A 13,586-nucleotide genomic window follows, 5' to 3' on the forward strand; every position below is an offset into this window, starting at 1 on the left:
GATGTCCGGGGGGCTGCTGCCGGCGGGTGCGGGGGCCGGTGGCCCGGTCACTCCCCGGGCGTGCGCTGCGGCGGGGCCGCGAGGGAGCCGCCCTCCGCGTCCGCGGCGCCGGCCGGCGCGGCGTCCTCGCGGGCGCTGCGCTCGGCGTCCTCCCGCTCCTGCGCCGCCTGCTCCCGCTCCCGGTCCTCGGCGCGCTGGGCGGCACGGTCCGCGGCCTCGGAGCCGGTCTGGTGGGCGTGGTCGACCAGGATCTCGTGGTTCTCCTGGGGCTGCGCGGGCATGGGGTCGCCCTCGACGGTCCCGTTCGTGACGTCGACCGTGCCCGAGTCCTGCGCGGGGACCATGCCGAGGTCCGTCGCCATCACCGCGAGGTTCTGCGGGGCGTTGTAGAACTCGAGGTCCTGGGTGAGCGCCTCGTTCTGCTGGCTGAGGGCCTGCTCCTGGGCGCGCAGCTCCACGAGCCGGTACTGGCCCCCGGAGATCTGGATGTTCAGGACCAGGATCGAGGCCAGCGCCACCACGAGCGCCACCAGGCTGAGCACCACGGTGGAGAAGCGCTGCCGGCGCGCCCGGCCCGGGACCACGGACAGCGGGGCCCGGGTCGACCCGGCCCGCTCCTCGGCGGGCGGTGCCGGGTCGCTCAGCTGACGGGCGGAGGTGCCCTCCACCGGCGGACGCTGCCCGCGCCGCCCGGCCCAGGCGCCGATGCCCGTGCGCTGGGAGGTCGGGCGGACGGGGCGTCGCTGGAGTCCGGTTCCGCTCATGCCGTGTACCTCTGCGCGTTCTGTGCTGTGGGGGGGACGTGCTCTCGGATGCGCTCCACCGCGCGCAGGCGCGCGGAGGCGGCACGGGGGTTCTCGTCGATCTCCCGGGGGGTGGGGGTCTCCGTCCCGCGGGTCAGGACCCGCAGGGTGGGCTTGTGCTGGTCGAGCTCCACGGGGAAGCCCTTCGGCGCCGTCGAGGCGGCTCCGCGGGCGAAGGCCTGCTTGACGATCCGGTCCTCGAGGGAGTGGTAGCTCATGGCCACCACTCGCCCGCCCACGGGCACGGCGTCCAGTGCGGCGGGGATCGCCCGGCGCAGCACGTCGAGCTCCTCGTTGACCTCGATCCGCAGCGCCTGGAAGGTCTGCTTCGCGGGGTGGCCCTTGCGGTGCTGGGCGCCCTGCGGCACGGCCCCGCGGACGACCTCGACGAGCTCGCCCGTGGTCCGCAGCGGGGTCCTGGCCCGCTGCGCCACGATCGCGCGGGCGATCCGACCGGCGAAGCGCTCCTCGCCCCAGTCCCGCAGGATCCGACGCAGGTCCTCCTCGCTGTAGTCGTTGACCACGTCCTGGGCCGTGACGGGCGCGGTGGAGTCCATGCGCATGTCCAGGGGCGCGTCGTAGGAGTAGGCGAAGCCGCGCTCGCGCTCGTCGAGCTGCAGGGACGAGACCCCGAGGTCGAAGAGCACCGCGTCCGCGTGGTCGAACCCGTGCCGGCCGAGGGCCTCCGGGATCCGGTCGTAGGTCGTGTGCACGGGGTGGAACCGGTCGCCGAACGGGGCGAGCCGCGCGCCGGCCAGCGCGTGAGCCTGCGGGTCCCGGTCGATCGCCACCAGCCGCAGGCCGGGGAAGCGCCGCAGCAGCGCCTCGGAGTGACCGCCCATGCCCATCGTCGCGTCCACCGCCACGGCGCCGTCCTCGCCGAGCGCGGGAGCCATCAGGTCCAGGCACCGTTCGAGCAGCACGGGAACGTGGAGCTGCTCGGCTGGGCGTTGCGCCATGGGCCCTCTCTTCGGCGGTCGACGGTGGATCGGTCTTCGGTGGCCGGCGCCGGGTCGACGCCGTGGTGCGGCGGCGGGCGTTCCAGGATCAGAACCCCATCCGCTGGCCGTCCCTCGAATCCGGCCTGGCTCAGGGGAAGGTGAGTCAGGACGGTGACGGCTGTGCGGCTGGAGATCTCATCCGGGAAGCGGCTCCGCGTGCTCCGCGGTGGTCTCGGCGGCCCTGCGCTCAGAAGAGCCCGGGCACCACTTCCTCCTCGGTCTCGGAGAAGACGGCCTCCTTCTCGTTCAGGTAGTCGTTCCACGCCTGGGCGTCCCAGATCTCCGCCCGGGTGCCCGCGCCGATGACGGCGAGCTCCCGGCCCAGCCCGGCGTAGTCCCGCAACGGCGGCGGTATGGTGACTCGGCCCTGCTTGTCCGGGACCTCGTCCGAGGCGCCCGAGAGAAAGACCCGGATGTAGTCCCTGGCCTGCTTCGAGGACAGCGGTGCCGCCCTCAGCTGCTCGTGGACCCGTTCGAACTCGCGGACGCTGAACACGTAGAGGCACCGTTCCTGACCGCGGGTCAGCACGAGTCCCTCCGCCAGTTCCTCCCGGTACTTCGCCGGCAGGATCAGGCGGCCCTTCTCGTCGAGACGGGGTGAGTACGTTCCGAGAAACATGCTCACCGCCTCTCCAGCCCGAGAGTTCTCCCAGATCCATCTCTTCGCCCCACTTTACTCCACTTCACTCCCCGGTCAACGAACGCGGGGGCCGGGCGCCGCGGCGTGGCGCGGCGCCCGGGCGCCGCGACGGGCGTCGCCCCAGGTGGGCACGGCGGCGCTGCGGCGGCCGGCGGCGGGGAGGAGCGTGGAGGGCACCGCGGCCCGCGGTGCGGGGCGCCGGCGGCGGGCGGCGGGGAGCGTGGTGGAGGACGCCGCGGCCCGCCGGCGCCGGGCGCCGGCGGAGGGTTGCGGGGAGGAGAGTGGAGGACGCCGCGGTGCGGGCTGCGGGGAGGGCGGTGGAGGAACGCTCCCCGGACGTTCCCGTGGTGCGGCCGGGGAGCGGCCGCGGCACCTCCGGGGCATGGAAAAGCTCCCCGGCGGTGCACCGGGGAGCTGGTCGGACCCTGCACACCGCTGTGCGGCGGCAGGGTGGGGGGAGGTGGAGGGGCCGGGCGGGTCGGTCCGAGCGGGCGGCGCCCTGCGGCGGGTGCCTCGCGGTCGGCTCCGTGTCCGGGCGGGGCCGGTCAGGTGGACGGGCCCCCGGAGTTGCGCTGGTCCCAGCGCTCCTCGAGGTTCTGCAGGAAGGGCGACGAGCGGCGGGGCGGGCCCCCCTTGCCGGGCTCCCCGCCGGGGCGCGGCTTGCCGGAGCGCAGCGTGGCGACGTAGACACCCGCGCCCATCACGACGAAGCCCAGGACCCCGACCAGGATGGAGTCGATGACGACCCCGCCCAGGAGGACGAGCAGGCCGACGACGGCGATCACGATCCCGAGGACGATGTTGCGGGTGGAAGCACCCCTGACGGCGCGGGACCCCATGTTCGTCACGAACCTCGGGTCGTCCGCGTGGAGCTGCTTCTCGAGCTGCGCCAGGAGCTGTTGCTCGTGCTCGGACAGTGGCACGGTATGCCTCCTCATCCTTCTGGTGCGGATTCCCCGGCTGTTCCGGCGCCGCCTGCTACCAGGATAGACCGTCGGGTGCTGATTTGGCACCGCGCACACGGCTGTCAACAGCCTCCGAGTTGCCCTCCGGACTCCGGGGTGCGGGAGGCAGGAGACGGGCGGGGCCGAGGCGCTCGGCGCCGAAGCGGGCGTGCACCCGGTCCATGGCCTGCTCCGCGGCCCCCCACTCCTCCTCGCGGCCGTCCAGGCTCAGCTGCAGGGCGTCCGTGGCTGGCTCCAGCCGCTCGGCGCGGATGCCGATGAGCCGGACCGGCTGGGGCCGGGCCCCGAGCTCCTCGAGCAGGCCCACGCCGTGCTCGAGGAGGTCGTGGGCGGACGTGAAGGGATGCTGGAGGGTCCGCGACCGGGTGATGGTCGTGAAGTCCGCCCAGCGCACCTTGAGCCCCACCCGGCGGGCGCGCAGTCCCTGCCGGCGCAGCCGCGAGGCGGTCCGGTGGCTGAGCCGCAGAAGGGTCTCGTGCAGCACGCGGTCGTCCGCGACGTCCCGGGGGAAGGTCTCCTCCGCGCCCACGCTCTTCTCCTCCCGGACCGGTTCGACGGGACGGGGGTCCCGCCCGTTGGCGAGCTCGTGCAGGTGGTGGCCGGCAGCCCGTCCGACCAGGCGGGTCAGCATCGGCACGGGGGCGGCCGCGAGGTCCCCCACGCTCCTGAGCCCCGCGCCGGTGAGCGTCTCGGCCGTGCGCCCGCCGACGCCCCACAGCGCCGAGACCGGCAGCTCCGCCAGGAACGCGACGGTGTCCTCGGGCTGGACGAGCAGCAGACCGTCCGGCTTGGAGCGGGTGGAGGCGATCTTCGCGACGGTCTTGTTGGCGCCGATCCCCACGGAGGCGGTCAGTCCCAGCTCGTCCCGCACGCGGGTCCGCAGGCCGCGGGCGATGCCCACGGGCGGACCGAGCCGCCGGACCGCTCCGGCGACGTCGAGGAAGGCCTCGTCCACGCTGATCTGCTCGACGCGGTCGGTGATCTCCCGGAACATGGCCATGACCCGGCGGGAGTAGGCGTCGTAGGCGTCCCGGTGGGGCTCGAGCAGGACGGCCCGGGGGCACATCGCCCGGGCCCGCGCCAGGGGCATGCCGGAGCGAACGCCGAACGCCCGGGCCTCGTAGGACGCGGAGAGGACGACGGAGCGGCCGCCCGCCCCGGCCACGATGACGGGCCGGCCGCGCAGCCCGGGGGCCGCGAGCAGCTCCACGCCGACGTAGAACATGTCCATGTCGACGTGCAGCACGGCGCACTGCCGCCAGCGCTCCAGCCGGTCCCTCGGCGTCTCGGTCACCGTGTCCTCCTCCCGGGTCCGGCACAGCTTAGCCCTCGGCGCGGACATCCCGGCCGCGGTGCGGGCCCGGGCCCGGGCGGAGCGCCCCGGTCCGCCCACCGGGCCTTCGATAGGCTGGGGCGGACATCGCGGACGGCCGGCAGAGGGCGTCCGCCGCCGCCCCGAGACCGAGGTCGATCCGCCCATGACGTGCCCGTCCCTCCCGCACCACCCCGACGCCCCCGCCGGCACCGCGCCGCAGGCCCGGCCCGAGGACGCCTTCCGCGCCGAGGACGAGCGGTTCGTGGCGCGGCTGCACGCGGAGCTGGAGGAGTTCTTCGGCCGGCAGCGAGCGGTCCTGGGCGGCATCTCGGCGGACGCCCTCCCGCTGCTGGACGCCGTCGTCGCGCTCTCCGCCGGCGGCAAGCGGCTGCGGGCGCGGCTGTGCTACTGGGGCTGGCGGGCGGCGGGCGGCGACCCGGAGGACCCGGCCGTGGTCCGGGCCGGGGCGGCGCTCGAGCTCTTCCAGTCCGCCGCGCTCATCCACGACGACGTCATCGACCGCTCCGACACCCGCCGCGGCGCCCCCAGCGTGCACCGCCGCTTCGAGTCCGTGCACGCGGACCGGGGCTGGGCCCTGGACGGTCCCGCCTTCGGCGTGGCCGCCGCGATCCTCTCGGGCGACCTGTGCCTGTCCTGGAGCGAGCAGTCGTTCGCCGCGGCCACGACCACGGCGCCCGGCGGCCACCGCGCACGGGCGGTCTTCGACCTCATGCGCTCCGAGGTGATGGCCGGGCAGTACCTCGACGTGCAGGGCGAGGTCGCCGGCGGGGGCCAGGACCGCGACGGCGCGGTGCAGCGGGCCCTGGACGTCATCCGGTACAAGTCGGCGAAGTACTCGGTGGAGCATCCCGTGGTGCTCGGCGCCGCCCTGGCCGGGGCGCCGGAGCCGGTCCTCGAGCGCTGCTCCGCGTTCGCGTTGCCCCTGGGCGAGGCGTTCCAGCTGCGCGACGACGTCCTGGGCGTGTTCGGCGACCCGGCGGCCACGGGCAAGCCCGCCGGCGACGACCTGCGCGAGGGCAAGCGGACGGTGCTCGTCGGCTATGTCCGCACGCTCGGCAGCGAGGCGCAGATCGCGCGGCTCGAGGACGCCCTGGGCCGGCCGGAGCTGACGGAGGACGACGTCGAGGAGCTCCGCTCGCTCATCACGGCGTGCGGCGCCCTGGGCTCCACGGAGGAGCTCATCGAACGGCTCAGCGGGGAGGCCTTCACGGCGCTGGACCGGCTCGGGGCCGACGCCGTGCCCATGGCCGCGCTGCGCGGCCTCGCGACGGCGGCGGTCCGCCGCTCGTCCTGAGTCCGGCGCGCCGGGCGGGTCCCGCGGTCGGGACCGGTCCGGCGCGCCGGTCAGGAGCGGGTCACCAGGCCAGGGCCTGCGCCCGGCGGCGGATCTCCGTCTTGCGCCCGTCCCGCAGCGCGTCGACGGGACGGCCCGGCAGGGACTCGTCCTCGGTGAACAGCCACGTGATCGCCTCGACGTCGGTGAAGCCGGAGTCCCGCAGGACCGCCACCGTGCCCTTCAGCGAGTCGACCACGGCGCCGTCCAGCAGGAAGGCGGCCGGCACCCGGCGGATGCTGTCGTGCGGGTTGCGGACGGCGAGGAGCGTCCCGTCGTCGACGAGGCCGTGGACGCGGGTGACCACGAGGCCGAGCTGCTCGGCGACGTCGGGCAGGGGCAACCACTCCTGGACGAGACCGTCCAGGCGGTCGAACTCCTCGGTGCTGATTCCGGATGTGTTCTTCACGCCCCCAGAGTGCCACGTCCGCCGGTGCCCGTGCCACGCGGGCCCGCCACGGTATGCTCGACCCGCGGAGCCGGCTGAGACCTCCGCACCTTCCCCGATCAGCGTCAGAGAGTTACTTCATGCCGTATCCCCCCGACAGCGACACGACCGACCCGAACGACGCACCGCGCTCCACCACCGCCGAGACCACCGCCGAGACCACTGCCGAGGCCTCCGGGCAGCAGGACGACCGCTCCCCCGGCTGGGCGCGCCGCGCCCGGACGGGGTCGGCGGTCACCGCCGTCGCCGCCCTCGCCGCCCTGGGCGGGGGCACCGTGGCCCACGCCGCCCCCGCCCAGACGGCCCAGGTGGCCTCGGCGCCCCTGCTCGCCGGCCAGAAGACGACGAAGACCCCCATGCACACCGTGTCCCCCGGGGACTCCCTGTGGGCGGTCGCCCAGCGCCACGGCGTGGCCGTGGACGAGCTCATGCGGTGGAACGACCTCTCCGGCGCGGCGCTGCTGCTGCCCGGGCAGGAGCTGCGCCTCTCCGGCGGGGCGGCCCCGGCGGCCGAGCCTTCGAAGAAGCCGGCCCCGCCCGCGGCGGAGCCGCCCCGGACGGAGCACATGGTGCGCTCGGGCGACTCGCTGTGGAGCATCTCGCAGGCGCGCGGGGTGTCGGTCCAGTCGCTCCTCGACGGCAACGACCTCACGGTGAACTCGCTGCTGCGCCCGGGCCAGCGGCTGTCGGTCACGGAGCCGGCCCCCGACACCGTGCGGACCGCCCAGGCCCCCGCCCCCGAGCGGGCCGAGCAGCCCCGGCCGGCGCCCGAGCGCGCCGTCGGCGACACCTTCCTGGGCCGCACGTACGAGGACGGGGTGGTGGACTCCGCCAACCGCCACCACGAGCAGCTCGCCGCCCGCCCCGCGCCCTCGCGCGAGGAGATGCGCCGGCTCGTCCACGACACCGCCGTGCGGATGGGCGTGGACCCGGCGCTCGCCCTGGCGCACGCCCACCAGGAGTCGGGCTTCGACCACCGGGCCGTGTCCCCCGCGGACGCCGTGGGCACCATGCAGGTCATCCCGGACGCCGGGGACTGGGCCTCGGGACTCGTGGGCCGGGAGCTCGACCTGCTCGACCCGCAGGACAACGTCACCGCCGGCGTGGCCATCATCCGGCAGCTGGGCCGCGCCGCGCCCAGCACCGACGTGGCCATCGCCGCGTACTACCAGGGCCTGCACGGGGTGAAGAAGTACGGGATGTACGACGACACCAAGCAGTACGTCAAGAGCGTCAAGACCCACCGCAAGCGGTTCGGACCGTGACCTGCGACCCAGCCTGCGCACAGCGCCCCGCCCTAGGCTGATCCCGTGCAGCACGCGCTCCCCGACCACCTGACCGGGACCGTCCTCGAGGGCCGCTACGAGCTGGGTCCGCGGATCGCCCGCGGTGGCACCGCCACCGTGTACCGGGCGGTGGACACCCGCCTGCAGCGCGTCGTGGCGGTCAAGCTCATGCACGCCCACCTGGCCGAGGACCCGGCCGCGGCGGACCGGTTCGTGCGGGAGGCCCGGTCGGCGGCGCGGCTGTCCCATCCCCACGTGGTCTCCGTGCTCGACCAGGGCCACGCCCCGGACGGGGTGCCGTACCTGGTCATGGAGCACGTGGCGGGCTCGACGCTGCGGGACCTCCTGCGCCGGCGCGGCGCCCTGCCCCCGGGCGAGGCGCTCGGGCTGCTGGAACCGGTCCTCGACGGGCTGGCGGCGGCCCACCGCGAGGGCCTGGTGCACCGCGACGTGAAGCCGGAGAACGTGCTGATCTCCGCCGCCGGCCGGGTGACCGTCGCGGACTTCGGTCTCACCCGCGCCGTCGACCAGCACACGGCGACCGGAACGGTGCTGGGCACGGTCGGCTACGCCTCGCCGGAGCTCGTCACGGGGCAGCGGGTCGACACCCGCGCGGACGTGTACTCGGCCGGGATCGTGCTCTTCGAGCTACTGGCCGGCCGCCGTCCCTTCGAGGGCGGTCCGCTCGCCGTGGCCCGGGCCCACGCGGAGGGCGCCGTCCCGGACCTGCGCACCCTCGACCCCGGTCTCCCGGCCGGTGTGGCACGGCTGGTCGCCCGGGCCACGGCACGGGAGCCGGAGCGGCGTCCGCCCGACGCCGGCAGCTTCCTCGACGAGCTCCGGTCGGTCCGGGCGGGTCTGCGGCCGGCGGAACTCGACCGCCCCCCGGGACCCGGTGCCGCCCGCGGCATCCCGGCCGTGCCGGCTCCGGACGGCGCGGCCACGGCGGCCCTGGACCCCGCGGTCGGACCCACCGCGGCCCTCGGGGCGGGCGCTCCCACGGAAGCTCTCGGCCGGACCGCTCCCACGGAGGCCCTCGGTTCGAGCGGCACCACGGAGGCCCTCGGCCGGGACGCCTTCACCGAGACCCTCGGCCGGAACGCCCCCACGGAGGCCCTCGGCCGGACCGCTCCCACGGAGGCGTTCGGCCCGGCGGCCGGCCGGACCGGGGTGCCGGGTCCGCACGCGGCGACCCTGGGAGCGGCCGGGGCCGGGGCCCCGGGGGTCTCCGGCCGGCCGCTGCCGGCGCGGACCTCGAGCGGCTCCTCCGACCCCTGGCGGCCCGAGGTCGAGCTGCGGCCCACCCGGCCCCTGCACGCGGCGGGGACGCTGGCCCTGGTCGCGCTCGCGGTGGCCGGGGCGGCGTTCCTGGGCTGGCTCCTGGGCTCCGGTCCGGGCGGGACCGTGAGCGTGCCGGACGTGCGGGGGGCGGGTCCGGAGCTCGCCGAGCAGTACCTCGCCGGGGCCGGTCTGGGCAACGTCGCCGTGCACGAGACCGCGGACCCGGTGGCCCCCGCCGGCACCGTGCTCGGCACCGACCCGGAGGCCGGGGCCACAGTGCGGTCCGCGGAGCAGGTCGTCCTGCTGGTCTCGACCGGTCCCGTGCGGACGACCGCGCCCGACGTCACCGGGATGTCCGAGGAGGACGCCCGGGCGCGCCTCGAGGACGCCGGGCTGGCGGTCGGCACCCGGAGCCCGGTCGCCGACGACGCCGCCGCCGGGACGGTCGTGGGGCAGCATCCCGAGGCGGGCGAGGCGGTGGCCGAGGGGTCGGCGGTGGACCTCGCCGTCTCCCTCGGGGCCCGCGCCGACTCCGCGCCCGGGGTGCTGGGCAGGCCCGTGGACGAGGCGGTCCGGCTCCTCGCCGAGGCGGGGTTCGCGGCGCGGGTCGAGGAGAGCCTCGGCGCCCCCTTCGGCTACGTGGTGGCCCAGACGACGGACGGGGCCGAGGTCGTCCTCACCGTCGTCTGAGCGGACGGCAGGAACGGCCCCGGCCCCGTCGGCCGGTCCCGCGGTCAGCGGCGGGAGAGGTAGCCCGCCACGAGGAACGCGATCTCCAGGGACTGCATGTGGTTCAGGCGCGGGTCGCACAGCGACTCGTAGCGGTCCTGGAAGGAGGACTCGTCGACGGGGTCGGCGCCGCCGAGGCACTCCGCGACGTCGTCGCCCGTCATCTCCACGTGGATGCCGCCGGGGAAGGAGCCGATCGCCTCGTGCACCTCGAAGAAGCCCCGGACCTCGTCCACGACGTCGTCGAAGTTGCGGGTCTTGTACCCGGACGGCAGGGACACGGTGTTGCCGTGCATGGGGTCGGTGACCCACACGACCTTGGCACCGGAGCGCTCCACGGCCTCGACGAGCGGCGGCAGCTTCTCCCGGATGTTCTTCGCGCCCATGCGGGTGATGAAGGTGAGCCGTCCGGGCTCGCGCTCCGGGTCGAGCTTGTCGATGAGCGCCAGCGCGTCGTCCCCGGTGGTCTTGGGGCCGAGCTTCACGCCGATGGGATTGCGCAGCCGGGAGAGCAGGTCCACGTGGGCGCCGTCGAGCTCCCGGGTGCGCTCGCCGATCCACAGGAAGTGCCCGGACGTGCCGTACGGGAGGTGGGTGCGGGAGTCGATGCGGCTCAGCGCACGCTCGTAGTCCAGCAGCAGGGCCTCGTGGCCGGCGTAGAACTCCGTGGTGCGCAGGGCGTCGAAGTCCGCGCCGCACGCGTCCATGAACTTCACGGCCCGGTCGATCTCGCGGGCCAGCGACTCGTACCGGGCGTGGGCCGGGTTCGTGGTGAAGCCCATGTTCCAGGCGTGCACGAGGCGCAGGTCCGCGAACCCGCCCGTGGTGAAGGCCCGGATGAGGTTCAGGGTCGAGGCCGAGGTGTGGTAGCCGCGCACCATCCGCCGCGGGTCGTGGACCCGGGACTCCTCGGTGAAGTCGAAGCCGTTGACCATCTCGCCGCGGAACGTCGGCAGGGTCGTGCCGTCGCGGGTCTCGTCGTTGGACGAGCGGGGCTTCGAGAACTGCCCGGCCATCCGGCCCATCTTCACCACGGGCATGGACGCGCCGTAGGTGAGCACCACGGCCATCTGCAGCAGCGTCTTGACCCGGGCGCTGATCCGGTCGGCGGTGGCCCCCTCGAAGGTCTCGGCGCAGTCCCCGCCCTGCAGGAAGAACGCCCGGCCGTTGGCGACTTCGGCCAGACGGTCGCGCAGCTTGTCCACCTCCCCCGCGAAGACGAGGGGCGGGACCGCGTTGAGCTCGGCGATCGAGGCGGCGAAGTCGGGGTGGTCGCGCCAGGTCGGCTGCTGGTCGGCGGCCAGCTCGCGCCAGTCGTCCAGCCCCGGGTAGTCGGCCGCGGAGGGCACCGGGGAGGCGAGGTTGCGGAGGCTGTCGGGAACGGTGAAGTCGAGCATCATGTCTTCCTATGTCTCGTCCGGGGCGGGGCCGGGCGCGGGATCAGGGTGCGGTGGGCCGCGGGGTGTCGTCGTCCGCGACCCCGGGACGGTCGCGGTGGGCGATGGAGTCCGCGGTCCGGCGGGCGGTGTGGGCGGCGCTGCGCGCCTTGTCCTTGGCGTTGCCCACGAGCTCCGCCGCGGCCTGCTTGGTCTCCTGGCGCTTCTGCTCCGCGAGCCGCTTCTTGTGCTCCGAGGCGTACACGTCCACGTAGACCTGGCCGGAGAGGGCCTGGATCGCGTGCATGATCTCGTCGGTGACCTCGCGGAGCAGGGCGTGCTCGCCCTGCCGGCCCCGGTAGCGGGAGAAGTCGAGGGGCTCGCCGAAGATCGTGGTGACCCGGGCGCTGCGGCGGGGCAGCGGGAGCCTGGTCCCGATCGGCTGGACCTTGTCGGTGCCGACCATGGCGATCGGGACGACCGGGGCCCCCGTCTCGAGCGCGAGCCGGGCCACCCCGATCTTGCCCTTGTACATCCGGCCGTCCGGGGAGCGGGTGCCCTCCGGATAGATCCCGAGCAGCTCGCCCTCCAGCAGCTTGCGGCCGCCGTTGCTCAGGGACTTCGCGCTGGCCCGGCCCCCGGAGCGGTCCATGGGGATCTGGTTGATGGCGCGGAAGAACGCGGCCATCACCCGCCCCTTGACGCCGGGGCTGTTGAAGTAGTCGGACTTCGCCAGGAAGTACACCTGCCGCGGCACGGCCACGGGCATGAACACCGAGTCGGAGACGGAGAGGTGGTTGCTCGCGAGGATGGCCGGGCCCTCCTCGGGCACGTGCTCCAGGCCGCGCACCTCGGGACGGAAGGCGACGTTGATCAGGGGGCCGACGACGTAGCGCTTCAGAAACATGTAGACCATGTGGGAGAGGACTCCTTCGTGCTGATCGGGATGTCGCGAGGGTCCGTGCCGCTCGGACCGGGTCCGGCCTCCGGTATTCTCTCACGTCCGCACGGGCACCCGCGCCGGTCCGCCCGCCGACGGCGCCCGCCCTGACATCATGGACGCATGACGCCACCCGTCGAGGACCAGCACCTGCCCGCCCCCTCCGCGGCCGGCGGGCCCGCCGCCACGGAGGATCCGGGCGCGCCCTTCCACCATCCGGCCGACGGGCCCGCGGGCGCGCTCGTGCTGCACGGCTTCACCGGCGTCCCGTTCAGCGTCCGCCCGTGGGGCCGGGCGCTACACGCGGCCGGCGCCGACGTCGTCGGGCCCGTGCTGCCCGGCCACGGCACCCGCTGGGAGGACCTCGCCGGCGTCCGCTGGGAGCAGTGGCGCGACCACGCGGCCGAGCACGTACAGCGGCTGCGGGACCGGCACGACGTGGTGGTGGTGTGCGGGCTGTCCATGGGCGGGGCGCTCGGCCTGCACCTCGCCGCGACCCTGCCCGTCGACGGGGTCGTGGCCCTGAACCCGGCGCTGTCCCTCGTCAGCCGCACGGCCCGCCTCGCCCCGGCCCTGCACCGCGCGGTGCCCTCCGTGCCGGGTGTGGGGGACGACATCAGCCTTCCGGGCGTCACCGAGCACGCCTACCCGCGCACGCCCGTGGCGAGCGTCGCCGAGCTGGGCCGGTTCATGGCCCGGACCCGGAGGATGCTGCCCGCGGTCACCGCCCCGGTCCTGGTGCTGCGCTCGCAGCACGACCACGTGGTCTCGGACGCCTCGCACCTGCACGTGCTGCGCCGGGCGGGCGGGGACGTGGAGCTGGTGCGGCTGGCGGAGAGCTTCCACGTGGCCACCCTGGACCGGGAGGCGGACGTGGTCGCGGCGCGGTCCGTGCGTTTCCTGGAGGACCTGCTGGCGGGCCGCAACCCGGTCACCGCGAGACCGTCGCGCCCCGTCTCCCGGGGGGACCGGCGATGAGCGCGGGCCCGGGGACGCCGGGCGGCGCCGGGCACGGCCCCGAGGACGAGTGGAGCCGGATCGTGTCGGACCTCGAGGACGTGCGCCGGGCCGGGGACCGGCACCTCGCCGGGCCCCGGGACTGGTCCCCCGAGGACGCCGCGCCGGGCGCGTCCGCCGGGGCGGCGGACGCTGGGGCAGAGGCTGCCGGGGCAGAGGGCGCCGGGGAGCCGGAGGACGCGGGGGACGACGACGCGCCGTACTCCCCCGACCCCGGGCCGGTCACGCAGGGACTCAGCGGCGGGGCGCTGCTGTCCTGGACCGTGCTGGTCGGGGTGCCCGTGCTGCTGGTGGTGCTCTCCCTCCTGCCCGGCTCCCTGCCGTGGTGGGCCATCGTGGGGGGCCTGGTCGCCGTGGTCGGGGCCATCGGCCACCTGTTGCGGTCCCTGCCCGACGACCGCGACGACCTGGACGACGGCGCCCGCGTCTGA

The 13,586-nt window shown here is 75.4% G+C and carries 13 protein-coding genes; 5 read left to right on the forward strand and 8 right to left on the reverse strand.

Annotation, left to right across the window (positions count from 1 at the left end; genetic code table 11):
- Positions 1-47: 47 nt before the first annotated feature.
- The 5 genes from RF644_RS09770 to dinB form a co-directional block, all read right to left on the reverse strand.
- Positions 48-764, reverse strand: a complete 717-nt coding sequence (locus RF644_RS09770; protein WP_240722753.1) for a hypothetical protein — start codon at positions 762-764, stop codon at positions 48-50.
- Complete coding sequence (gene rsmH / locus RF644_RS09775) at positions 761-1,762, reverse strand: 16S rRNA (cytosine(1402)-N(4))-methyltransferase RsmH (protein WP_144836552.1); 1,002 nt, start codon at positions 1,760-1,762, stop codon at positions 761-763. Before rsmH ends, RF644_RS09770 begins: the two co-directional genes overlap by 4 nt.
- A gap of 229 nt (positions 1,763-1,991) precedes the next feature.
- Positions 1,992-2,423, reverse strand: coding sequence for a division/cell wall cluster transcriptional repressor MraZ (gene mraZ / locus RF644_RS09780; RefSeq protein WP_031283112.1), 432 nt, complete (start codon positions 2,421-2,423; stop codon positions 1,992-1,994).
- Between the two features lie 566 nt (positions 2,424-2,989).
- A complete protein-coding gene (locus tag RF644_RS09785) occupies positions 2,990-3,367 on the reverse strand; it encodes a DUF3040 domain-containing protein (protein WP_017833696.1) in 378 nt (125 codons plus the stop codon).
- A gap of 55 nt (positions 3,368-3,422) precedes the next feature.
- The gene (dinB, locus tag RF644_RS09790) at positions 3,423-4,703 is read right to left on the reverse strand and encodes a DNA polymerase IV (protein ID WP_368796364.1); all 1,281 of its coding nucleotides are present in this window, start codon (positions 4,701-4,703) and stop codon (positions 3,423-3,425) included.
- A gap of 184 nt (positions 4,704-4,887) precedes the next feature.
- On the opposite strand from dinB, the gene RF644_RS09795 reads away from it, so the two are divergent.
- A complete protein-coding gene (locus tag RF644_RS09795) occupies positions 4,888-6,039 on the forward strand; it encodes a polyprenyl synthetase family protein (protein WP_368796365.1) in 1,152 nt (383 codons plus the stop codon).
- A 61-nt stretch (positions 6,040-6,100) separates the two neighbouring features.
- Here the strand turns inward: RF644_RS09795 and RF644_RS09800 are convergent, their stop codons facing one another.
- Positions 6,101-6,487, reverse strand: a complete 387-nt coding sequence (locus tag RF644_RS09800) for an Rv2175c family DNA-binding protein (RefSeq protein ID WP_017833699.1) — start codon at positions 6,485-6,487, stop codon at positions 6,101-6,103.
- Between the two features lie 119 nt (positions 6,488-6,606).
- On the opposite strand from RF644_RS09800, the gene RF644_RS09805 reads away from it, so the two are divergent.
- On the forward strand, positions 6,607-7,791 hold the full coding sequence (locus RF644_RS09805; protein ID WP_368796366.1) for a LysM peptidoglycan-binding domain-containing protein: 1,185 nt from the start codon (positions 6,607-6,609) through the stop codon (positions 7,789-7,791).
- 45 nt (positions 7,792-7,836) lie between these two features.
- Positions 7,837-9,783 carry a PASTA domain-containing protein gene (locus tag RF644_RS09810; protein ID WP_368796367.1) on the forward strand — a complete coding sequence of 649 codons (1,947 nt, stop codon included), beginning with the start codon at positions 7,837-7,839 and terminating at the stop codon, positions 9,781-9,783.
- Between the two features lie 44 nt (positions 9,784-9,827).
- On the opposite strand, the gene RF644_RS09815 is transcribed toward RF644_RS09810, so the two are convergent.
- Positions 9,828-11,219 carry a class II 3-deoxy-7-phosphoheptulonate synthase gene (locus tag RF644_RS09815; RefSeq protein WP_031283120.1) on the reverse strand — a complete coding sequence of 464 codons (1,392 nt, stop codon included), beginning with the start codon at positions 11,217-11,219 and terminating at the stop codon, positions 9,828-9,830.
- A gap of 43 nt (positions 11,220-11,262) precedes the next feature.
- Entirely contained in the window at positions 11,263-12,114 is an 852-nt protein-coding gene (locus tag RF644_RS09820; protein ID WP_368796368.1) for a lysophospholipid acyltransferase family protein, read from the reverse strand.
- A 147-nt stretch (positions 12,115-12,261) separates the two neighbouring features.
- On the opposite strand from RF644_RS09820, the gene RF644_RS09825 reads away from it, so the two are divergent.
- Both RF644_RS09825 and RF644_RS09830 read left to right on the forward strand, forming a co-directional pair.
- Entirely contained in the window at positions 12,262-13,116 is an 855-nt protein-coding gene (locus RF644_RS09825) for an alpha/beta hydrolase (RefSeq protein ID WP_368796369.1), read from the forward strand.
- On the forward strand, positions 13,113-13,586 hold the full coding sequence (locus RF644_RS09830) for a hypothetical protein (protein WP_368796370.1): 474 nt from the start codon (positions 13,113-13,115) through the stop codon (positions 13,584-13,586). Before RF644_RS09825 ends, RF644_RS09830 begins: the two co-directional genes overlap by 4 nt.

Origin of the sequence: Kocuria sp. CPCC 205258 (genome assembly GCF_040981005.1) — a bacterium.
Taxonomy (GTDB): Bacteria; Actinomycetota; Actinomycetes; order Actinomycetales; family Micrococcaceae; genus Kocuria; species Kocuria rosea.